Origin of the sequence: Rhodococcus sp. JG-3 (assembly GCF_000482405.1) — a bacterium.
In the GTDB taxonomy this organism is placed as follows: Bacteria; Actinomycetota; Actinomycetes; order Mycobacteriales; family Mycobacteriaceae; genus Rhodococcoides; species Rhodococcoides fascians.
In genome coordinates this window covers 2,813,226-2,832,489 of record NZ_KI519398.1, presented here as the reverse complement: position 1 = coordinate 2,832,489, position 19,264 = coordinate 2,813,226, and the positions used below count along the sequence as shown (strand labels likewise).

General features: G+C 66.3%; 17 protein-coding genes. 6 read left to right on the top strand and 11 right to left on the bottom strand.

Annotated elements, in window-relative coordinates; all coding sequences use genetic code 11:
• The first annotated feature begins 167 nt into the window (after window positions 1-167).
• Both K414_RS27075 and ilvD read left to right on the top strand, forming a co-directional pair.
• Window positions 168-707 carry a PH domain-containing protein gene (locus K414_RS27075; protein WP_179274019.1) on the top strand — a complete coding sequence of 180 codons (540 nt, stop codon included), beginning with the start codon at window positions 168-170 and terminating at the stop codon, window positions 705-707.
• A gap of 59 nt (window positions 708-766) precedes the next feature.
• A complete protein-coding gene (ilvD, locus tag K414_RS0114800) occupies window positions 767-2,608 on the top strand; it encodes a dihydroxy-acid dehydratase (RefSeq protein WP_027496642.1) in 1,842 nt (613 codons plus the stop codon).
• Window positions 2,609-2,684: 76 nt separating this feature from the next.
• Here ilvD and K414_RS0114795 read toward each other — a convergent pair whose 3' ends face one another.
• The gene (locus tag K414_RS0114795; protein WP_027496641.1) at window positions 2,685-3,632 is read right to left on the bottom strand and encodes a DoxX family protein; all 948 of its coding nucleotides are present in this window, start codon (window positions 3,630-3,632) and stop codon (window positions 2,685-2,687) included.
• A 93-nt stretch (window positions 3,633-3,725) separates the two neighbouring features.
• On the opposite strand from K414_RS0114795, the gene K414_RS0114790 reads away from it, so the two are divergent.
• On the top strand, window positions 3,726-4,874 hold the full coding sequence (locus K414_RS0114790; protein ID WP_027496640.1) for a PQQ-dependent sugar dehydrogenase: 1,149 nt from the start codon (window positions 3,726-3,728) through the stop codon (window positions 4,872-4,874).
• Between the two features lie 72 nt (window positions 4,875-4,946).
• Here K414_RS0114790 and gatB read toward each other — a convergent pair whose 3' ends face one another.
• From gatB to K414_RS27070, 4 genes are all read right to left on the bottom strand, one after another.
• The gene (gene gatB / locus K414_RS0114785; RefSeq protein WP_027496639.1) at window positions 4,947-6,458 is read right to left on the bottom strand and encodes an Asp-tRNA(Asn)/Glu-tRNA(Gln) amidotransferase subunit GatB; all 1,512 of its coding nucleotides are present in this window, start codon (window positions 6,456-6,458) and stop codon (window positions 4,947-4,949) included.
• 70 nt (window positions 6,459-6,528) lie between these two features.
• Window positions 6,529-7,560 (bottom strand): ATP-dependent 6-phosphofructokinase, encoded by a 1,032-nt coding sequence (locus K414_RS0114780; protein ID WP_027496638.1) that lies wholly within the window; start codon window positions 7,558-7,560, stop codon window positions 6,529-6,531.
• Window positions 7,561-7,661: 101 nt separating this feature from the next.
• Window positions 7,662-8,324, bottom strand: coding sequence for a response regulator transcription factor (locus K414_RS0114775; protein WP_027496637.1), 663 nt, complete (start codon window positions 8,322-8,324; stop codon window positions 7,662-7,664).
• A gap of 10 nt (window positions 8,325-8,334) precedes the next feature.
• Complete coding sequence (locus K414_RS27070; protein ID WP_037219267.1) at window positions 8,335-9,522, bottom strand: histidine kinase; 1,188 nt, start codon at window positions 9,520-9,522, stop codon at window positions 8,335-8,337.
• A gap of 220 nt (window positions 9,523-9,742) precedes the next feature.
• Here K414_RS27070 and K414_RS27065 point away from each other — a divergent pair, with 220 nt between their 5' ends.
• The gene (locus tag K414_RS27065; protein ID WP_051365370.1) at window positions 9,743-10,384 is read left to right on the top strand and encodes a hypothetical protein; all 642 of its coding nucleotides are present in this window, start codon (window positions 9,743-9,745) and stop codon (window positions 10,382-10,384) included.
• Window positions 10,384-11,778, top strand: a complete 1,395-nt coding sequence (locus tag K414_RS0114760; protein WP_051365122.1) for an alpha/beta-hydrolase family protein — start codon at window positions 10,384-10,386, stop codon at window positions 11,776-11,778. Before K414_RS27065 ends, K414_RS0114760 begins: the two co-directional genes overlap by 1 nt.
• A gap of 35 nt (window positions 11,779-11,813) precedes the next feature.
• Here the strand turns inward: K414_RS0114760 and K414_RS27060 are convergent, their stop codons facing one another.
• From K414_RS27060 to gatC, 3 genes are read right to left on the bottom strand one after another with little or no spacing between them, the layout of a single operon-like run.
• Window positions 11,814-12,896: an alpha/beta hydrolase-fold protein gene (locus K414_RS27060; protein WP_051365121.1), complete on the bottom strand. Its 1,083-nt coding sequence runs from the start codon at window positions 12,894-12,896 to the stop codon at window positions 11,814-11,816.
• A 6-nt stretch (window positions 12,897-12,902) separates the two neighbouring features.
• Entirely contained in the window at window positions 12,903-14,375 is a 1,473-nt protein-coding gene (gene gatA, locus K414_RS0114750; protein WP_027496635.1) for an Asp-tRNA(Asn)/Glu-tRNA(Gln) amidotransferase subunit GatA, read from the bottom strand.
• A complete protein-coding gene (gatC, locus tag K414_RS0114745; RefSeq protein ID WP_027496634.1) occupies window positions 14,372-14,671 on the bottom strand; it encodes an Asp-tRNA(Asn)/Glu-tRNA(Gln) amidotransferase subunit GatC in 300 nt (99 codons plus the stop codon). Before gatC ends, gatA begins: the two co-directional genes overlap by 4 nt.
• Before the next feature lie 292 nt (window positions 14,672-14,963).
• Between gatC and K414_RS0114740 the strand changes: the two genes are divergently transcribed.
• Window positions 14,964-15,614 carry an amino acid-binding protein gene (locus K414_RS0114740; RefSeq protein WP_027496633.1) on the top strand — a complete coding sequence of 217 codons (651 nt, stop codon included), beginning with the start codon at window positions 14,964-14,966 and terminating at the stop codon, window positions 15,612-15,614.
• A gap of 24 nt (window positions 15,615-15,638) precedes the next feature.
• On the opposite strand, the gene ligA is transcribed toward K414_RS0114740, so the two are convergent.
• From ligA to K414_RS0114725, 3 genes are read right to left on the bottom strand one after another with little or no spacing between them, the layout of a single operon-like run.
• Complete coding sequence (gene ligA, locus K414_RS0114735; protein WP_152530433.1) at window positions 15,639-17,819, bottom strand: NAD-dependent DNA ligase LigA; 2,181 nt, start codon at window positions 17,817-17,819, stop codon at window positions 15,639-15,641.
• Between the two features lie 24 nt (window positions 17,820-17,843).
• Window positions 17,844-18,026: a hypothetical protein gene (locus K414_RS0114730; RefSeq protein WP_027496631.1), complete on the bottom strand. Its 183-nt coding sequence runs from the start codon at window positions 18,024-18,026 to the stop codon at window positions 17,844-17,846.
• A 25-nt stretch (window positions 18,027-18,051) separates the two neighbouring features.
• A complete protein-coding gene (locus K414_RS0114725) occupies window positions 18,052-19,239 on the bottom strand; it encodes a GGDEF domain-containing protein (RefSeq protein ID WP_051365120.1) in 1,188 nt (395 codons plus the stop codon).
• Between the last annotated feature and the right edge of the window lie 25 nt (window positions 19,240-19,264).

The window sequence follows — 19,264 nt, the reverse complement described above, 5'->3', positions numbered from 1 at the left end:
GATGCGAGTTTGAACAACCGGCTCAGGCGTTGACGCGCCGGCCGATTACGAGTATCCAATTCCGCTTCACGCACTGAACGGTAGGCGCGCGCACAGGGAAGAGTCAAACTCGTCACGACGCAATCCCATTATGTGAGATCGCGTAGATGCAATGCGAAGATGAATGGGTGTCGTCTTCGCAGCAGTCCGAACCACCTCGGCCATCATCCCACACCGGTTCCGAGCAACCGAACAGTGCCGACGGGCCACCGCCGTCGAGCAGGCAGGTCATCCGCCTCCCGCGTCTGGCCCTGATCGGCGTCGGGTTGCTCCTGTTCAGTACCTCTCTGCCTGCAGCGAGCTGGCCCGCCGCACTGGGCTGGCTGCTGATTCTGCCGATCGTCGCGTGCATCTGGGTGCTGCGTGTGCGCACCGTCATCACCCCCGAGGCGATCACGGCCCGCCGTTTCATCGGCTCCGACGTCATCGAGTGGGAGTCCGTGGTCGGACTGCACTTCCCCGATCGCCGCTGGGCACGCGTGGTGCTCACCGACAAGACGGAGAAGTCACTTCCGCTCGTGCGGTTCGATCGGCTCCCCCAACTCGCGGCCGCCAGCGGCGGTCGCATCACCGACCCCTATGCCGCGGCAGCTGCGGCGGAGGATCAGGCACGCGCAGAGGCCGAGAATGCCGAGCACGACGACGAACAGGCACCGAAGGATCGCTGACGAGGGGCCGAGTAACCTCCTCGTTGCGATCACCGCTGCAACGAACGAGGAACTGCACTATGCCGCCGCTACGCTCACGGGTCACCACTGTCGGACGCAATGCTGCGGGCGCGCGCTCGCTGTGGCGCGCCACCGGAATGACCGATTCGGATTTCGGTAAACCGATCGTCGCCATCGCGAACTCGTACACCCAGTTCGTACCCGGCCACGTGCACCTGAAGAACGTCGGCGAGATCGTCGCCGACGCCGTCCGCGCGGCAGGCGGAGTCCCTCGCGAGTTCCACACCATCGCCGTCGACGACGGAATCGCGATGGGGCACGGGGGCATGCTGTACTCGCTGCCCAGCCGCGAGATCATCGCCGACTCGGTCGAGTACATGGCCAACGCCCACACTGCGGACGCACTCGTGTGCATCTCCAACTGCGACAAGATCACCCCCGGCATGCTCAACGCGGCCATGCGCTTGAACATCCCGGCGGTGTTCGTCTCCGGTGGGCCCATGGAGGCCGGTAAAGCTGTGGTCGTCGGAGGGGTCGCGCAGGCACCCACCGACCTGATCACCGCGATTTCTGCCAGCGCGAACGATGCCGTGTCCGAAGAGGGCCTGGACGAGGTCGAGCGCAGCGCGTGCCCGACATGCGGGTCCTGCTCGGGCATGTTCACCGCCAACTCGATGAACTGCCTCACCGAAGCGCTCGGCCTGGCGTTGCCCGGCAACGGCTCCACGCTGGCCACCCACGAGGCCCGCCGCGCCCTGTTCACCCGGGCCGGCACGACCATCGTCGAGGCGGCGATCAAGTACTACCGGGACGAGGACGAGTCGGTGCTGCCCCGCAACATCGCCACCCCAGCGGCATTCCGCAACGCGATGGCACTGGACGTGGCGATGGGTGGCTCGACCAACACCGTGCTGCACACACTCGCGGCGGCGCAGGAGGGCGAGGTCGATTTCGATCTCGACACCATCGACGCGATCAGCCGCAAGGTGCCGTGCCTGGCCAAGGTGTCCCCCAATTCGGATTACCACATGGAAGACGTGCACCGGGCGGGTGGAATTCCCGCCCTGCTGGGTGAACTGCGGCGTGCGAATCTGCTCGAGACCGACGTCTCGACCGTCCACACGAAGAGCTTCGACGAGTGGCTCGACACATGGGACATCCGCTCAGGTGCCGCATCCGACGAGGCGATCGAGCTGTTCCATGCCGCTCCCGGCGGCGTCCGAACCGTCGAACCGTTCTCCACGAGCAATCGCTGGTCCTCCCTCGACACCGACGCCGCGGGTGGTTGCATCCGCGATCTCGAACACGCCTATACGGTCGAGGGTGGCCTGGTGGTGCTGCGCGGCAACATTGCCGTCGACGGCGCGATTCTGAAGACTGCGGGCATCGACGAGGACCTCTTCTCGTTCCAGGGACCTGCGCTGGTCGTCGAGTCTCAGGAAGAAGCCGTCTCGGCCATCCTGCAGAAGAAGATCCAACCCGGTGACGTGCTCGTCGTGCGGTACGAGGGACCCAAGGGTGGACCGGGAATGCAGGAGATGCTGCACCCGACGGCGTTCCTCAAGGGTGCCGGTCTGGGCAAGGTCTGTGCCCTGATCACCGACGGACGGTTCTCCGGTGGTACGTCGGGCCTGTCCATCGGACACATTTCCCCCGAGGCTGCGGCCGGCGGCGTGATCGGCCTCGTCGAGAACGGCGACCAGGTCCGCATCGACGTTGCCACGCGCACCCTCGAGATCCTCGTCGACGAGGAAACTCTGGAGACTCGACGCGCGAAGATGCTCGCGTCCGAGCGGCCGTGGCAGCCGGTCGATCGACAGCGCACGGTCACGACGGCGCTGCGCGCCTACGCCGCACTGGCGACATCCGCGGACAAGGGTGCTGTGCGCTACGTGCCCTGAGCAGATTAAAAGACATGTGAGTGGTTCCTCGTAGCAGGCTACGAGGAACCACTCACATGGTTGGTTGTCGACCGGATCAGCGGACGACCGGGTTCGCTCCGTTGAGGAAGATCCAGATGCACACGCCCGCAGCGATTCCCACCGCGAGTGCGAGGAACGATCCGATGCGCGGGCGGGTCGCCCAGCCGCGGCGGCCGTCGAACGCGATCTTTCCGGGTCCGGTGAGAATGATGGCCGCGGCCGCGAAGCCGAGAACGGTTTCGTACTCCACGCCGGTGGCACCGGAGAACTGCAGCCCCGGCTCCGCCACCTGCTTGAAGCACCAGGCGTTGATGATGGTCGCCAACACAGCTGCACCGGCCAGCGGCGTCGCCAGTCCCAGGATCAGCAGTGCGCCGCCGAGGGTTTCGCCGGCCGCGGCCGCGATGGCGAGGATCTCCGGGTATCGGAACCCGGACTCCTCCAGGAGATTCTGAAATCCGTCCAGCCCGGGACCGTTCCACAATCCGACGAGCTTCTGTAAGCCGTGCCCGAGGAACACTGCTCCGATGGCGACGCGTAGGACGAACAGGCCCAGATCGGTGGTGCCGCGTCGGGCCGGAACTTCCACGGTCTCGGTGCGCACCGGGGCTGCCGGGGCAGCGACCGTCGAATCGGAGGACTGACCGAGATACTCCGTCGGACGATCCGAGTACGCGTTCGAGGTGGCACCGGCCGTCGTAGCCGTCGTCGGCGTCTGGGTCGGCGAGTCGGCGAAGGCCGACGGGCGGTAGGTCGGGATCTTCTCTGTCGGTGCCGCATCGGTGCTCCGCTTGTCGGATGCGGAGGAATTCGGGAAGTCCAACTCGTCGTCGGTTCGGGGCAGACGATCCGAACGCTGCGCACCGAACGCTGTGGTCGATGCACCGGACGCGTCGGAACCCGAACGCGTGGGCGAAATCTTCTCGGTGGGGTTGTCGTACGGGCTCTCGGCCGGTTCGTACGAGGGATCCTGCTGGTTGGGGTCACGCGGTGTATCGGTCACCTCCCCACACTAAGGCCGACAACCCCGCGCCACCGACGTTGACGCTCACGGCCGCGTGGCGCGTCGGACTCGACGTTCCGTAACGTTCGAACCATGAAGCCGCTCGGAGCATCGTCACGAACTGCCCGCGCGGCTGTGGTCGCCCTGTCGACGACGGCTGTTCTGCTCGCCGGGTGCGCCCGATTCGACGATTCCAACTCGTCCCCGTTCACCCCCGCGCCGGATGTCGGAGCTGCCGAGCTCAAACCCACCACTCCCAGCGAGACCTCGCCCCCGGCGGGTCCGAACGCCCCGCAGCCCGTATCGGGACCGTGCGTGGATCCCGACCCGGCAGTGATCGCCACCTGCCTCGACACCACGGGCGGACTCGTAGCTCTTCCCGACGGCCAGAGCAGCCTCGTGGCAGAACGCAGGACCGGCCGCATCATGGAGGTCACCGCAGGCCGGACGCCACAGCAGGTGGCCACGATCCCCGTCGACGGCACGGGCGACGGAGGTCTGCTGGACATCGCACTCTCGCCCACGTACGCAGAGGACAAACTGCTCTACGCGCTGATCACGACGGCGTCGGATACGCGGGTCGTTCGGCTCGCGCAGGGGGACGTACCCAAGGATATCTTGACCGGAATCCCCCGCGGGGCCGCGGGAGTTCGAGGTTCCCTCGAGTTCTACACGCCGAACGAACTTCTGGTGTTGACCGGCGACAACGGCGATCCCGTCGCCGCCGCCAACCCGAACTCGTTGTCCGGCAAGCTGTTACGCGTGACATCACTGTCGCCCACTCCCACTCCCCCGCGTCCGGATATCGCGCTCAGTGGCATCGGTACAGCGGGCGACGTGTGCACCGACGGCAGCGGCAACATCTACGTCACCGACCGCACCGCCACCGAGGATCGCCTGCAGCGCATCGACAAGCTGGGAGCAGTGTTCTCCCCGGTGTGGACCTGGCCCGACCGTCCGGGTGTGGCCGGGTGCGCCGCCGGTCAGAGCGGCGTCGCGGTTGCCCTCACCACAGCGAAAGCTGTTGCAGCACTGGCCACGGACCCGAACACCGGAGCCGTGTCCGCCGAGCCGACCCTGTTGATCCAGGACAAGTACGGGCAGTTGAACGGGGCGACCAGCACGAGCGACGGTCAGATTCTGGTGGGGACGGTGAACAAGAACGGCACTGCCGTCGGCCCCACCGACGACCGCGTCGTCAAGGTGCCGTTCCCTGCCGGCGGTGGTGGCGGCTTCGACTGATCCGACAGCTCCTTCGAACGACCAGGGCGGCCGGGCAGCAATCGCTGCCCGGCCGCCCTGCTCATGCGTCGATCAGGACTGACCGCACGCCGCCAGCACGAGTTCCTTGACTCGGGCGGCATCGGCTTGTCCCCGCGTCGCCTTCATCACCGCGCCGACGATGGCGCCGGCGGCCTGGACCTTGCCACTGCGAATCTTGTCCACCACACCGGGGTTCGCGGCAAGTGCTTCGTCGACGGCGGCTTGGAGCTTGGTGTCGTCCTTCTCCAACACCAGGTTCCGCGCCGACATCACCTCTGCGGGCTCGCCCTCACCGGCCAAGACGCCGTCCACGATCTGACGGGCACCGTTGTTGTTGACCTTGCCGTCGGCCACCAAGGCTGCCACCTCGGCCACCTGAGCCGGAGTGATCGCCAGATCCCCCAATTCGACGCCGGCGATGTTGGCCTGCTGCGCCAGGTACGACACCCACCACGACCGCGCAGCCTGCGCCGACGCGCCCGCGTCGACGGTCGCCGCCACGAGTTCGAGAGCACCCGAGTTGACCAAGTCGCGCATCTCCTCGTCGGAGACGCCCCAGTCCTTCTGAATTCGCCCGCGGCGCAACCACGGCAGCTCGGGCAGAGTGGCTCGCAGCTCCTCGATCCACGCCGCATCCGGGGCCACGGGAGCGAGGTCGGGCTCCGGGAAGTAGCGGTAGTCCTCCGCGGTCTCCTTCTTCCGGCCCGCCGTGGTGGTGCCGTCGGACTCCTGGAAATGTCGGGTTTCCTGCGTCACCTCGCCGCCGGATTCGAGCACTGCAGCCTGACGGCGCATCTCGTAGCGCACGGCGACCTCGACGCTCTTGAGCGAGTTGACGTTCTTCGTCTCGGTGCGAGTACCGAACTCGGTGGCCGACTTCCGCATCAACGAGACGTTGGCATCGCAACGCAACGAACCCTGATCCATCCGCACATCGGAGACGTTCAGCGACTTCAACAGGTCACGCAATGCGGTCACGTACGCCCGCGCCACCTCCGGGGCCCGCGCCCCGGTACCGGTGATGGTCTTGGTCACGATCTCGACCAGGGGCACACCGGCACGGTTGTAGTCGAGCAACGAATGCGATGCGCCCTCGATTCGTCCGGTTGCGCCACCGACGTGCGTCGACTTGCCGGTGTCTTCCTCCATGTGGGCACGCTCGATCTCGACGCGGAACGTACTGCCGTCGTCGAGCACGACGTCGAGGTACCCCTCCGTGGCGATCGGCTCGTCGTACTGCGAGATCTGGTAGTTCTTAGGCTGATCCGGGTAGAAGTAATTCTTCCGCGCGAACCGCCCCCACGGAGTGATCGAGCAATTGAGCGCCAGCCCGATACGGATCGCCGACTCCACCGCAGCAGCGTTGACCACCGGCAGTGCGCCGGGGAGGCTGAGGCACACCGGGCACACCTGCGTATTGGGCTCCGCACCGAACGCGGTGGGGCAACCACAGAACATCTTGGTGGCCGTACCCAACTCGACGTGGACCTCCATGCCGAGCACGGGGTCGAACGTGGCGAGCACATCGTCGTAATCGATCAGATCGACGGTTGCAGCAGTCATGCTCCGTAGTTTATGCATTGCATTCGCCACCCGAGTAACCACGTGTCCTCGGGCACCGATCGCCTCGGGGTCAGCCGAAGAACGCTGCCGCGTCGTCGTACCGGGTCTGAGGGACCCGCTTGAGTTGTTTGGTGGCCTCGGCCAACGACACCAGGCCGATCTCGGCACCGCGCAGCGACACCATCTTTCCGAAGTCTCCGGAATGCGCGGCATCGGTGGCGTTGACACCGAATCGCGTTGCGAGCACACGGTCGTACGGAGTGGGAGTGCCGCCGCGCTGCACGTGACCGAGCACCGTGGTGCGTACCTCTTTGTTGATGCGACGTTCGATCTCGACGCCGAGCTGATGTGCGACTCCGGTGAATCGGACGTGACCGAATTCGTCGATACCGCCGTCGAGCAAATGCATCGAACCTTCGACGGGCTTGGCCCCTTCGGCCACGACACAGATGAAGTGGGAGTCGCCCCGCTGAAAACGCTTGCGCACCAACGTACATACCTCTTCGACGTCGAAGGGCTGCTCCGGGATGAGAGTCATGTGCGAGCCCGAGGCCAATCCCGCGTGCAACGCGATCCAGCCTGCGTGTCGCCCCATCACCTCCACCAGCATCACTCGCTGGTGCGATTCGGCGGTGCTGTGCAGTCGGTCGATCGCATCGGTGGCGATGGTGAGCGCCGTGTCGAAGCCGAATGTGACGTCGGTGCAATCGATGTCGTTGTCGATCGTCTTGGGGACACCGACCACCGGTACGCCCTCCTCCGACAGCCACGCAGCTGCCGTCAGAGTTCCTTCACCGCCGATCGGAATCAACACGTCGATGCCGTTGTCCTCGAGGGTCTGCTTGACTCGGTCGAGACCGGCCCGCAGCACGTCGGGGTTGGTTCGAGCCGTCCCGAGCATGGTGCCGCCCTTGGTGAGCAGCCGGTCGTTGCGGTCGTCGTTGCGCAGCTGGACCCGACGGTCTTCGAGAAGCCCACGCCACCCGTCCTGGAATCCGACGACCGTGGAGCCGTATCGCGCGTCGGCGGTGCGAACGACAGCGCGGATCACCGCATTGAGCCCTGGGCAATCGCCGCCTCCGGTCAGAACTCCGATGCGCATCGATTTTGGCCTCTCTGCTCGCAGGCCCGCGGAGCGGACCGAAGTGACGAACATCAGCCTAATCGGGCGTGGGTCCCCGCGCGCGCCGGTACCGGTCGGCCTCACTTGGGCGTGACGACACCGGTTTCGTAGGCCAGCACGACCGCCTGCGCGCGGTCGCGTAGCCCGAGCTTGCTCAGCACCTTGCCCACATGGGTCTTGACCGTCTGTTCGGCCAAGAACAGCGCACCTGCAATTTCCGCATTGGACATACCGGTCGCGATCAGTTCGAGAACCTCGCGCTCGCGCGGCGTCAGATCGGCCAGGCGCGAAGGAGTGTTCCTCCGCGCACCGCGACGAGTCGTGACGTCGGAGATGAGCCGTCGGGTCACCGACGGTGCCAGGAGCGCATCGCCGGCCGCGACGACTCGTACGCCTCTGATCAGTTCCTCGGCCGGCGCGTCCTTGAGGAGGAATCCGCTGGCCCCGAGAGCCAGGGCCTCGTAGACGTAATCGTCGATGTCGAAGGTCGTCAGCATCAGGACGCGGACCGGCGACGCGTGCGACGCGGACAGGATCGCGCGGGCCGCGTCGAGCCCGTTCATCTCGGGCATGCGCACGTCCATCAGCACCACGTCCGGCAACAGCCGCGCTACCTCCCTGACGGCGGTACGACCGTTGTCGGCGTCGCCGACGACCGAGATGTCGTCCTGAGCGCCGAGCAGTGCACCGAACCCCTGCCGCACCATCGCTTGATCGTCGGCGATGAACACCGTTGTAACCACGCGTGACAGCCTAAACCGCGTCGCCGGCGTCACCCGTTGCCGGCGGAGTCGACATTCCGGTCGGCACACGAACCGCAACCTCGAACCCACCGCCGGGCAGAGGGGCTGCATGCAGCCGGCCGTGTGCGGCCTGCGCTCGCTCGCGCATTCCCGCGATTCCGTGCCCGCCGCAATCGCTTCCGGGAGTGCGGGAGATGCTCGGGTTCGGAGCCGGTGCGTTGATCACCGTCATGTCCACGACGGCAGGGCCGATCGCGATACACACCTCCACCTCGGCTTCGGGCGCATGGCGCGCGGCATTGGACAGCGATTCCTGCAGAATACGGAACAGGGCCAGTCCTGTTGTCTCCGAAACCGATTCGACGGTACCGGTGATGGTCCACCGCACATTCATGCCCGCTCTGCGACTCGCCTGCAATGTGCGTTCGAGATCCAGTGCACTCGGCGCGGGCGCGTCCTGCATCTGCGCTCCATCACTGCGCAGTACCCCGAGCATCCCCCGGATTTCGTTGAGCGCCTCGCGTGCACTCGCGCCGATCGACTCGAATTCCCGAGCCGCGGCCGGTGACACGTCGTCCAGTCGGTACGGCGCGCTCTGGGCCTGAACGACGACCATCGACATGTGGTGTGCCACGACGTCGTGCAGATCGCGGGCGATCTTCGCCCTCTCCTCGAGAATCGTGCGGCGAGTGCGTTCGAGTTCGCTGACCTCCTCCTGCTGCGCGAGCTGCCTGCGCGAGAGAACGAGCCACCGGATCAGCAGCCCGAACACCACCACGGCAGTCAGGCCCACCGACCACCCGATTCCGTCGGAGCCCGGCATGTACGCGAAGAACACCAGCATGCTGGCCAACCACGCCACCAACAGCACCTGCGCCGGAGAACGCAGCGCGACCGCGAACAGCAACGCCAACAGGACGAGGATGTGCACCACTTGCCACGGGTAGTCGTAATCCGGAACGCGGTCGAACGCCGCCGGAATCACCAACGCGGACAGCGCCGATACCGCCCACCCCATCGCTGGATTGAGTCTGATCAGAGCGAACGGAAACGCTGCCAACGCTGCGACGAACGGTAGCAACGGAACCGAAACCTGATGCGTGACCGTCAGTGTCGGCCACGCGATCGAGTACAGAATTGCCGTCACCGCGATGATCAGCACGTCGACCGAACGGACACCGCCGATCTGCTCGGGCACCCGGCGCCGAGCACGTACCCCGAGTTCGAGACTCGTCGACCTTTTCTTTCGCACGTCTCGAGCCTAGGCAGCATCGACCGCCGGCGTCCTCGTACCGGGGTATCGGTTCGGCATGGCTCGGAGGTATCAGGACCGCGTCGAACCGGTCCCGGGGGCACTCACCACAGCCGAACCTCGGAGCGATGCTCGCCTCGGCCGGCCGAACTTAGCGTCGATCGCCATGAGCCGGAACATATCTCGCACCCTGATGTGCGTGGCAGCTGCCATCGTCGTCGTGACCGCCACGACGGGAGCAGCAACGTCGACACCCACCGAGGGCCGTCGCTCCCCCGTGGCACTGACCGTTCGTGCACTGGTCGCCGAACCCGCCGAGGACGCTGCGTCGACCATCCCGAGCGACTTCGCGGACGTCATGGGCTACCGGCCCGCGGTGCAGGACGGGATGGCGAGCAATCCCGGCGGGGATTGTTCGTCCCCGATCCCACTGCCACCCGAGTTCGAGGCTGCGTGCCGAGCCCACGACCTGGGCTACGACCTCCTCCGGTACGCGAACGCGACGGGCACGACCGTCGACCCACAGTGGCGCAGGGCGATCGACGCCCAACTCGACAGTCGCATGCACGACGCCTGTCACCATCGCACCGACGACGGGTCCCGGCAGATCTGCAACGCAGCTGCGGTCGTGGCGGCAACGGCAGTCGACCTCAATTCCTGGCGACAATCGTTCGGTGCACCGGTCGCCGAACCCGCCATGCCCCTGACACTGTTCGGAGCCGTGCTGGCGCTGACGCTGCTGATCGCGTCCGTTGTCGCGCGGTACCGACGTGTGTCGATGACCCCGATCCTGACGGACCGACGCTGATGTCCACCACGGCCATCCCGAACCGTGGGGTCGAGACCCCGGTCGCATCGGATAACTTCTCGCCCAACCGTCTTCGCTTGCCGAGACTCGGCACGTCGGTGTCCGTTGCAGCGGCTGTGGCGATCTCCTCGGCTCCGTCACTTCTGCCCCGTTCCACCGCCACCGCGGCCCTGTTCACCGGAATCATGGTGGCACTCGCTCTGACGGTCGCATGGGCGGGCCGACGGGCGTTCAGGCGACGACGGCCCGCGTCGCTACGACTACGAGCGTGGACCGTCGTCACTGCTGCACTGATCTCGAGCGTCGCGTTGGCCTCGAACATGCACTGGCAGAATCGATTACGAGCCGCGATGAACGTCGAGCCGGTGAGCTGGAGCTACGCCGTCGACGTTGCCGGGGGTGCCCTGTGCGTTGCGCTCGTACTGTGCGGAGCCGGTGACGCGCTCCGGCGAATCTGCTCCACTCTGGGCCGGAACCGTTGCGTGGCACTGCTCGTCACGGTCGCTGCGCTGTTATACACCCTGGCCGTTCCGTTCGTGCGGTCCACTCTGTCGGCCTCGTACTCGGCCTCGAACTCGGCGATGGACGACGCAGTGGCCGCCCCGACATCGGAGACGAGATCCGGCGGTCCCGGATCCTCGGCACCGTGGCGCACGCTGGGACGCGAGGGCCGCGCGTTCGCGTCGGGAGGGCAGGATCTCGACACCGTACGGACGTACGTGGGACTCGAGTCGGCCGCGACACCGGACGAGCGTGTAGCACTGGCCGTCTCCGAGATGGAACGGGCTGGAGCCTTCGAACGCAGCGTCGTCGTGGTCGCGATTCCTACCGGGTCCGGCTGGGTGGACGAGAATGCGATCACCGGGGCCGAAAGAACGTTCGGCGGTGACGTCGCGACGGTGGCGGTGCAGTACTCCGACAAGCCGAGTTGGGCGACCTTCCTGTTCGCCGAGGACGACGCCCGCCGGTCCGCGAACGCCGTGGTTCGAGCGGTCGCCACCCGAGCGGCGGCGGAGCCGACCACACCGAAAGTCGTCGTGTACGGCCAGAGCCTGGGTTCGGTTGCAGGAAGTGATGCGTACCTTGCCGTGCAACAGAACATTTCGTCACTCTGCGGGGCTGTCTGGGCCGGCCCGCCCGCGGGATCGGTCGACACCGACGGTGCCGCCGTCCTGGCCAACTCGTCGGACCCCGTCGCGCGATGGTCTCTCGATCTGTTGTGGTCGCCGCCGGATACGACGACGTTCACGATCGACGCCCCACGGCCGCCGTGGTTGCCTGTCGTCGGCTTCCTGCAGACGTCCGTCGACCTGCTCGCCGCATTGGATGTCACGTCGGGCCACGGCCATCGATACGGGACCGACCAAGGCGAGGCCATGGCTCGCTGCCGCTAACGAGAGGGGCCGCCGGAAAAGGGAGTGCTGGTCCGTCAGCCGAGCAGACCGAGCCGATTGCCGAGCCAGTCCATCTCCTGATCGAGCGCAGGCGCCCAGACCTGCATCGAGTGTCCTCCCGGCAGCTCGCTGTAGTGCACATCCATGCCCGCGGCGGCGGCTGCCCGGTAGGCCCGCTCGGTCTGCGGCCTGAACTCCTCGTCGTCGGCTCCGACGACGAAGGCACCGGCAGAGTCGGGAAAGCTGTTGCGGGAGAGTACTTTCAAAGGCGTATAACGATCGAACCGATCCTCGTCGGCCGGTGTGTCCGCCCCGTACGCAGCAAGGACCGACTCCGCTCTGGTGCCACGACGTTGTTCGTCCTCACCGGAGATGTCGAGAAATGTGGGGTACGCCGACGGGTCCGTCGTCGCGAGCTGAAGGGCGCAGGTTCCGCCGTAGGAGTACCCGCCGACCGCCCAGGATCGCGGGTCCGAGGACACGTGGAGGTTCGACCGAACCCACTGTGGGACATCGACTGTCAGATACGTCGCAGCATTACCGAGGTCCGAATCCATGCACATCGGGTTGGCTTCGGTGTCCCCCAGCCCGTCGGCGACGACGACAACCGGGGCGACGCCGCCGTGACGTGCCGCGAATGCGTCCATCGTCTGCGGTAGTCGGCCACCTTCGATCCAGTCGACCACGTGGCCGGGCTGTCCGGTGAGCAGCACCAGTACCGGGAGGTCGTCCGCTCCGTCGTCGTACGCGGGAGGAAGATAGACCGTCGCCGGACGAGCACGGAACTGCGACACCGTGCCGGGCACCTCCACGTCGAACAACCGGCCGTGTCCTTCGACGTGCACGACCGGTGTACGCCCGAGTGCCGACGCGGCCGTGGGGTACCGCGTCACCGTCAGGTTGGTCAGTACGGCGGTCGCCACCAGAAGCGCCGCTGCCAGGCCCAGTGCGCTCAGCCCACCGACGGGCGAGCCGAGCGGACGGCCACGGCGGATGCGAACCACGATCGCACCGGCGGCCACGATCGCCAGCACCGTGGCCGCCGCCAATCCGATGACCGGGACCGCTCCACCGAGCAAGGGCAGATGCGCCAACCGGGCGGCCCACCGATGCAGCACCTCGAACTACCGCAGATCGCCGCGGGCAGCCTCGTACGCAGCGCCGACGCGGTAGAGCCGCTCGTCTGCGAACGCGGGAGCCATGATCTGCAGACCCACCGGCAGACCGTCCTCGGACGCCAGTCCGGACGGCACCGACATCGCGCAGTGGCCGGCGAGGTTGGTGGGCAGGGTGCACAGATCGTTGAGGTACATCGCCATCGGGTCGTCGACCTTGTCGCCCAACGGGAATGCCGTCGTCGGGGTCGTCGGCGACACGAGCACATCCACCTTCTCGTATGCCGCGTCGAAATCCTGCGCGATCAAGGTGCGGACCTTCAGGGCCGATCCGTAGTACGCGTCGTAGTAACCGGCCGACAGCGCGTAGGTGCCTATCATGATGCGGCGCTTGACCTCCGGCCCGAACCCCTGAGCGCGGGTGGTGGCCATGACCGACTCGGCGCTGTGGTGGCCGTCGTCGCCCGCACGCAGGCCGTACCGCATTCCGTCGAACCGAGCCAGGTTGGACGACACCTCGGACGGGAGAATCAGGTAGTACGCAGCCAATGCATGGACGAAGTTGGGGCACGACACCTCGACAACCTCGGCGCCGAGCGAGGTCAATGCGGCCACTGCGGCGTCGAAGGACGAGATGACACCGGACTGATAGTTGTCCGAGTGCAACTCCTTGACCACACCCACCTTCACTCCGGTCAGGTCGCCGCGAGCGCCCTCTCGGGCCGCCTCGACGACGGGACGAACCGGGGTGTCGACCGACGTGGAATCCCGCGGGTCGTAACCCGCGATGACCTCGTGCAGCAACGCGGTGTCGAGCACCGTACGACCACAGGGTCCCCCCTGATCCAGCGAGGAGGCGCAGGCGATGAGTCCGTACCGCGAGACGCTGCCGTACGTCGGCTTGGTTCCCACGGTGCCGGTCAGTGCCGCGGGCTGCCGGATGGATCCACCGGTGTCGGTGCCGATGGCCAACGGTGCCTGGAACGAGGCAAGCGCAGCCGCGCTTCCGCCTCCCGAGCCGCCCGGGATCCGGGTGGTGTCCCAGGGGTTCTTGGTCGGTCCGTACGCGGAGTTCTCGGTCGAGGAGCCCATCGCGAACTCGTCCATGTTTGTCTTACCGAGAACCGGAATGCCCGCGGCTCGCAGCTTCGAGGTCAGCGTCGCGTCGTACGGCGACACCCACCCGTCGAGAATCTTCGAGCCGGCGGTGGTCGGCATGTCGGTGGTGGTGAACACGTCCTTGAGCGCCAACGGCACCCCGGCGAGCGGTGAGGCCGGTGCCGAGCCCGCGGCCAGCCCGGCGTCGACGTCGCTCGCCGCGGCCAGCGCCTGCGCGCTCGCGACATGCAGAAAAGCGTGAAGGTCGCCGTCGACCTCGGCAATCCGATCCAGATGTGCCCGGGTCACCTCCACCGCACTGACGTCACGCGAGTGGATACGGTCGGCGAGCTCGGACGCGTCGAGCTTGGTCAGGTCGGTCATTCGCTCTCTCCCAGAATCTGCGGCACCGCGAAACGGCCCTCCTCGGCATTCGGTGCACCGGACAGCGACTGCTCCGGCGTCAGACCGGGAACGATCACATCGGGACGCGTCACATTGACGATGTCGCTGGGGTTGGCTGTCGGCGCAACGTCGTCCGTCGCCACCTCGGCCACGGTCTTGACGTGATGGAGGATCGAATCCAACTGGCCGGCGAACTCGTCGAGTTCGGCGTCGCTGAGAGCCAAGCGCGACAGCCGGGCGAGGTGAGCGACCTCGTCGCGGGAGATATCGGGCACCGCGTAGACCCCTTTCACACAGTAGGAGTGGGGCCTGCAGGAACCGGCCCCGTATTTGCGCAGAGCGAACCGCACAGGTCCGCGAACGCGGTCCAGCCTAGTGCGCACCGTTTCGCCGACCTCACTCCCGGTCAGCGGTCTCGATCGGCCGCCGATCTCGCCCGCACGAGTGTCAGAATTGTCACGTCCCGCGTTGCGTGTCGAGCCGGCCAGGTCGAAGATGCAAAGATTGCTCGCGCCGGGGGTGCACAGTGTTCCCTGAACTACGCCAGACGTCGAAAGGGAGCGTGCCATGTCCTACCTGCTCCGCGTACAGCTGCCCGACCGGCCGGGCAGCCTCGGATCGCTGGCCGTGGCCCTCGGCTCGGTCGGAGCGGACATCCTCTCGCTCGACGTCATCGAACGCGGCGACGGCTATGCGGTCGACGACCTTGTGGTCGACGTTGCGCCCGGTTCGCTTCCCGACACGCTGATCACTGCAGCCGAGAACCTCACCGACGTCCGCGTGGACTCGATCCGGCCGTACACCGGCGTTCTCGACACCCATCGCGAACTGGAACTGATCGACCGGGTCGCAGCGGCATCCGACGACCGTCTGCAAGTTCTGGTCGACGGCGCTCCCCGCGTTCTGCGCGTGGGCTGGAGCACCGTGGTGGCCACCAATGCGCACGGTCCGTTCCGCCTGGTCGGTAGCCCGGGCGCACCCGAAACACACGCCGCCGAACTACCCTGGTTCCCGTTGACCTCTCCCGCTGCACTCGACTCCGACGCAGACTGGGTACCTCAGGTGTGGCGGGACATGGACACCAAGATCGCTGCCGCTCCCCTCGGCACCACCGGCACCGTGCTGATGCTCGGCCGGCCGGGAGGGCCCGAGTTCAGGCCGTCGGAGGTAGCCCGGCTCGGTTATCTCGCCGGGATCGTCGCAACCGTCCTGACCTGATCACCGGAACTCGCCCGGTCTCCCCTACTGCGACGCGTCGGTGTCCGTCGTCGGCTCCGACACTGCGTCCGGGCCTTCGGTCAACAGACGCGTGAACCCTGCCTCGTCCAGGACCGGTACGCCGAGCTCGACGGCCTTGTCGTGCTTCGAACCGGGCGATTCACCGACGACGACGAACGCCGTCTTCTTCGAAACCGAACCGGCGGCCTTTCCACCCCGCAGCAGGATCGCTTCTTTGGCCTCGTCGCGCGAGTAGGACTCGAGCGAACCGGTGACGACGATCGACAGGCCTTCCAAATTTCGCTCGATGGAGGCGTCTCGCTCGTCCTCCATCCGCACACCGGCATTCCGCCATTTCTCCACGATGGCCCGGTGCCAGTCGACCTCGAACCATTCGGACACAGCAGCCGCGATGGTGCCGCCCACCCCGTCCACCGCCGACAACTCCTCGACGGACGCTGCTTCGATGCGCTCGAGCCTGCCGAATTCTCCGGCGAGGGCTCGTGCGGCGGAGGGGCCGACGTGGCGAATGGACAGGCTCACCAGCACTCGCCACAGAGGCTGATTCTTGGCGGAGGACAAATTGTCGAGCAGTTTGCGACCGGTGGCCGACAATGCGCCCGATTTCGTGCGGAAGATCGCCGTCTTCATCAGGTCTTCTTCGGTGAGCGAGAACAAATCGCCCTCGTCCTCGATCGCACCGGTGGCCAGAAGATCCGTCGCCGCTTCGTATCCGAGACCCTCGATGTCGAAACGCTGCCGTTCGGCCACGAAGAACACACGCTCACGGCGTTGCGCCGGGCAGAACTGCGAATTGGGGCAGCGCAGGTCCGCGTCGCCGTCCTTCGCCGGTGCCAACGGCGTCGAGCATTCCGGGCATTCGGTGGGCATGACGAATTCGGTCTCGTCGCCGGTCCTGGCGTCGACGACCGGGCCGAGCACCTCCGGAATGACCTCTCCCGCTTTGCGAATCGTGACGGTGTCACCGATCAGAACACCCTTGCGCTTGACCTCCGACGCGTTGTGCAGGGTCGCGAGAGACACCGTGGACCCCGCGACGAGCACCGGCGTCATGTACGCGAACGGAGTCACTCGACCGGTTCGGCCGACGCTGACGCGAATGTCCAGCAGGGTGGTGGTGACTTCCTCAGGTGGGTATTTGTACGCGATGGCCCACCGCGGTGCTCGCGACGTCGTTCCGAGCCGACGGTGCAACGACATCTCGTCGATCTTGACCACCAGGCCGTCGATCTCGTGCTCGACGTCGTGGCGGTGCTTGTCCCAGTACTCGACCTTCTCGACGACGGCATCGATGCCTTGCACGCGCGTCGTGTGGGTCGAGATCGGCAGACCCCACGCCTGCAGAGCCTCGTAGGCGTGCCACTGCGAATCGGGGGTGAAGCCGACCATCCGTCCGAAGCCGTGACAGATCATGCCGAGACGCCGCTTCGAGGTCACGGCCGGGTTCTTCTGGCGCAGCGAGCCCGCCGCCGAGTTCCGCGGATTGGCGAACGGGGGTTTGCCCTCTTCGACGAGCGCCGCGTTGAGCGCCTGAAAGTCCTCGAGCCGGAAGAACACCTCACCGCGCACCTCGAGCAGCTCCGGGATCGGATATTCGGCGCTGCCGGTCAAGGTATCGGGTATGTCGTCGATCGTCCGAGCATTGAGCGTGACGTCCTCGCCGGTCCGCCCATCACCTCGGGTCGCACCGCGCACCAGAGTGCCGTTCTCGTACACCAGGTTCAACGCCACACCGTCGATCTTGACTTCGCACAGGTAGTGCAGATCCGGACCGGCCTCGGTCTCGACCCGCTTGGCCCACGCACGGAGCTCGTCGTGATCGAACACGTTGTCCAAGCTCAGCATTCGTTCCAGATGGTCGACGGCGGTGAACTCCGTCGCGAAACCACCGCCCACGAGTTGGGTCGGTGAATCGGCCGTGCGCAGGTCCGGGTGGGCTTGTTCGAGATCGTTCAGTTCGCGCAGCAGGGCATCGAATTCACCGTCCGAGACGATGGGCGAATCACGCACGTAGTAGCGAAATTGATGTCCACGTACTTCCTCGGCCAGTGTCTGCCACCGCTCGCGGTCGGCAGGGGTGGCAGGATCGAGTTCGACTCCGGCAGCCTCGGCGGCATCGTCGGTTCCTGCAGGCAGTTCGGTCGGCTCAGGCACGTGACGAAGATTATCCGACGGCACCGACATCGAAACGATCCTGCGTCCGGAAGGCTATCTGCCCATCAGGCCCAGCAGCAGGGTGGCGGCGATCAACGCCACCGCGCAGATTCCGGCGGTCAGCGCGAATCCGGTCAGGAAGTCGTCGGAGTAGATACCGCCGAGGACGGAGGCCATCACCGAGAGCAGGACACCGGCGGGCAGACCGCGCCGCTGGGCGTCCGAGAGTCGATACATGTCTCGATCATCGCAGATCCCCGTGTCAGATCTCGTCGACGACCACACTGTTCCCGCCGGACTGCTTGGACCGATACATCGCCGCGTCCGCCGTGCGAGCCGCTCGTCCCACGACGGAGGTGCCCACGTCCCACAGCGCGGAGTCCTCACGCAGCAGTGCCATACCGACGCTCGCCGTGACCGGAATATCGTCCCGGTGGTCGCACAGCACGCGCACCACATCGACGCCGAGGTCGACGGTGCTCTGCGCATGTCCGACGACGGCCAGCAGAAATTCTTCGCCACCGGTTCGCGCGAGCACTCCGCCGTGGTGGCGGGCCAGTCTGCGCAGCCGATCCGCGACCCGGACGATGACCTCGTCGCCCCGGCTGTGGCCGTAGCGGTCGTTGACGGCCTTGAACTTGTCGATGTCGACCACCAGGAACGCCATCGACAGTCCGCGTTTGTTCGCGAGCTGCCACAGGTCGAGCAGTTCACTGTCGATACCGCGGCGGTTGTACACCCCGGTCAGAGGATCGAGTACCGACCGCTTGGCGTCGTTGGACAACGTCGTCCACGCCACCTGCGCGAACACCGGTACCGCCACCGTTGCCAGCAACAGCACCACCGTCGCCGTCGCGACCGCCGGTCCGTCGACGGCAACCACCTCGCCGTCCATCACAGCGAGGAACGTGCGAATACCGAAGCCGATGATGAACGTCGCCGTCCACACCAGGTGGGCGACGAGCAATCGAGGGCTGAGGAAATACGTACAGAACGCTCCGGTGACGGCGAACAGCACCGTTCCGATCAAGGACGCGACCGGCGCGTACAACACCAGCACCGAGGTGGTCAGAATGTCGCCGAACGCCAGGAACCCGACGAAGAACTTCTTCCCGGGGATCGGGCCGAACACGCACCGTGCGGCAACGAGTACCTGCGTGAACAGGACGAAGAAGACCCACCCGATTGCCGGCGAACCGGTGGGGCCGAGATCGCTGAACAACATGAGAATCGACGTGAGGGCATACATCAGGACGGCGGTGCCGAAGACGACCCGGATGATTCCCGTCAGTGGACGAGTGGACCGGTGGTTGATGATCCATTCGAAGTCGTGCGGAGCCCGGTACCAATCCGACGTGGCGGCGGCGAGTTTGGCCAGAACTCCGCGTCGATGCCGGCCGGAACGTCGGAGGGAGGCGACTTCATCGAAGCCGCGACCACCTGATGCCATGTACGAACTCCCACCGATTCAAAGC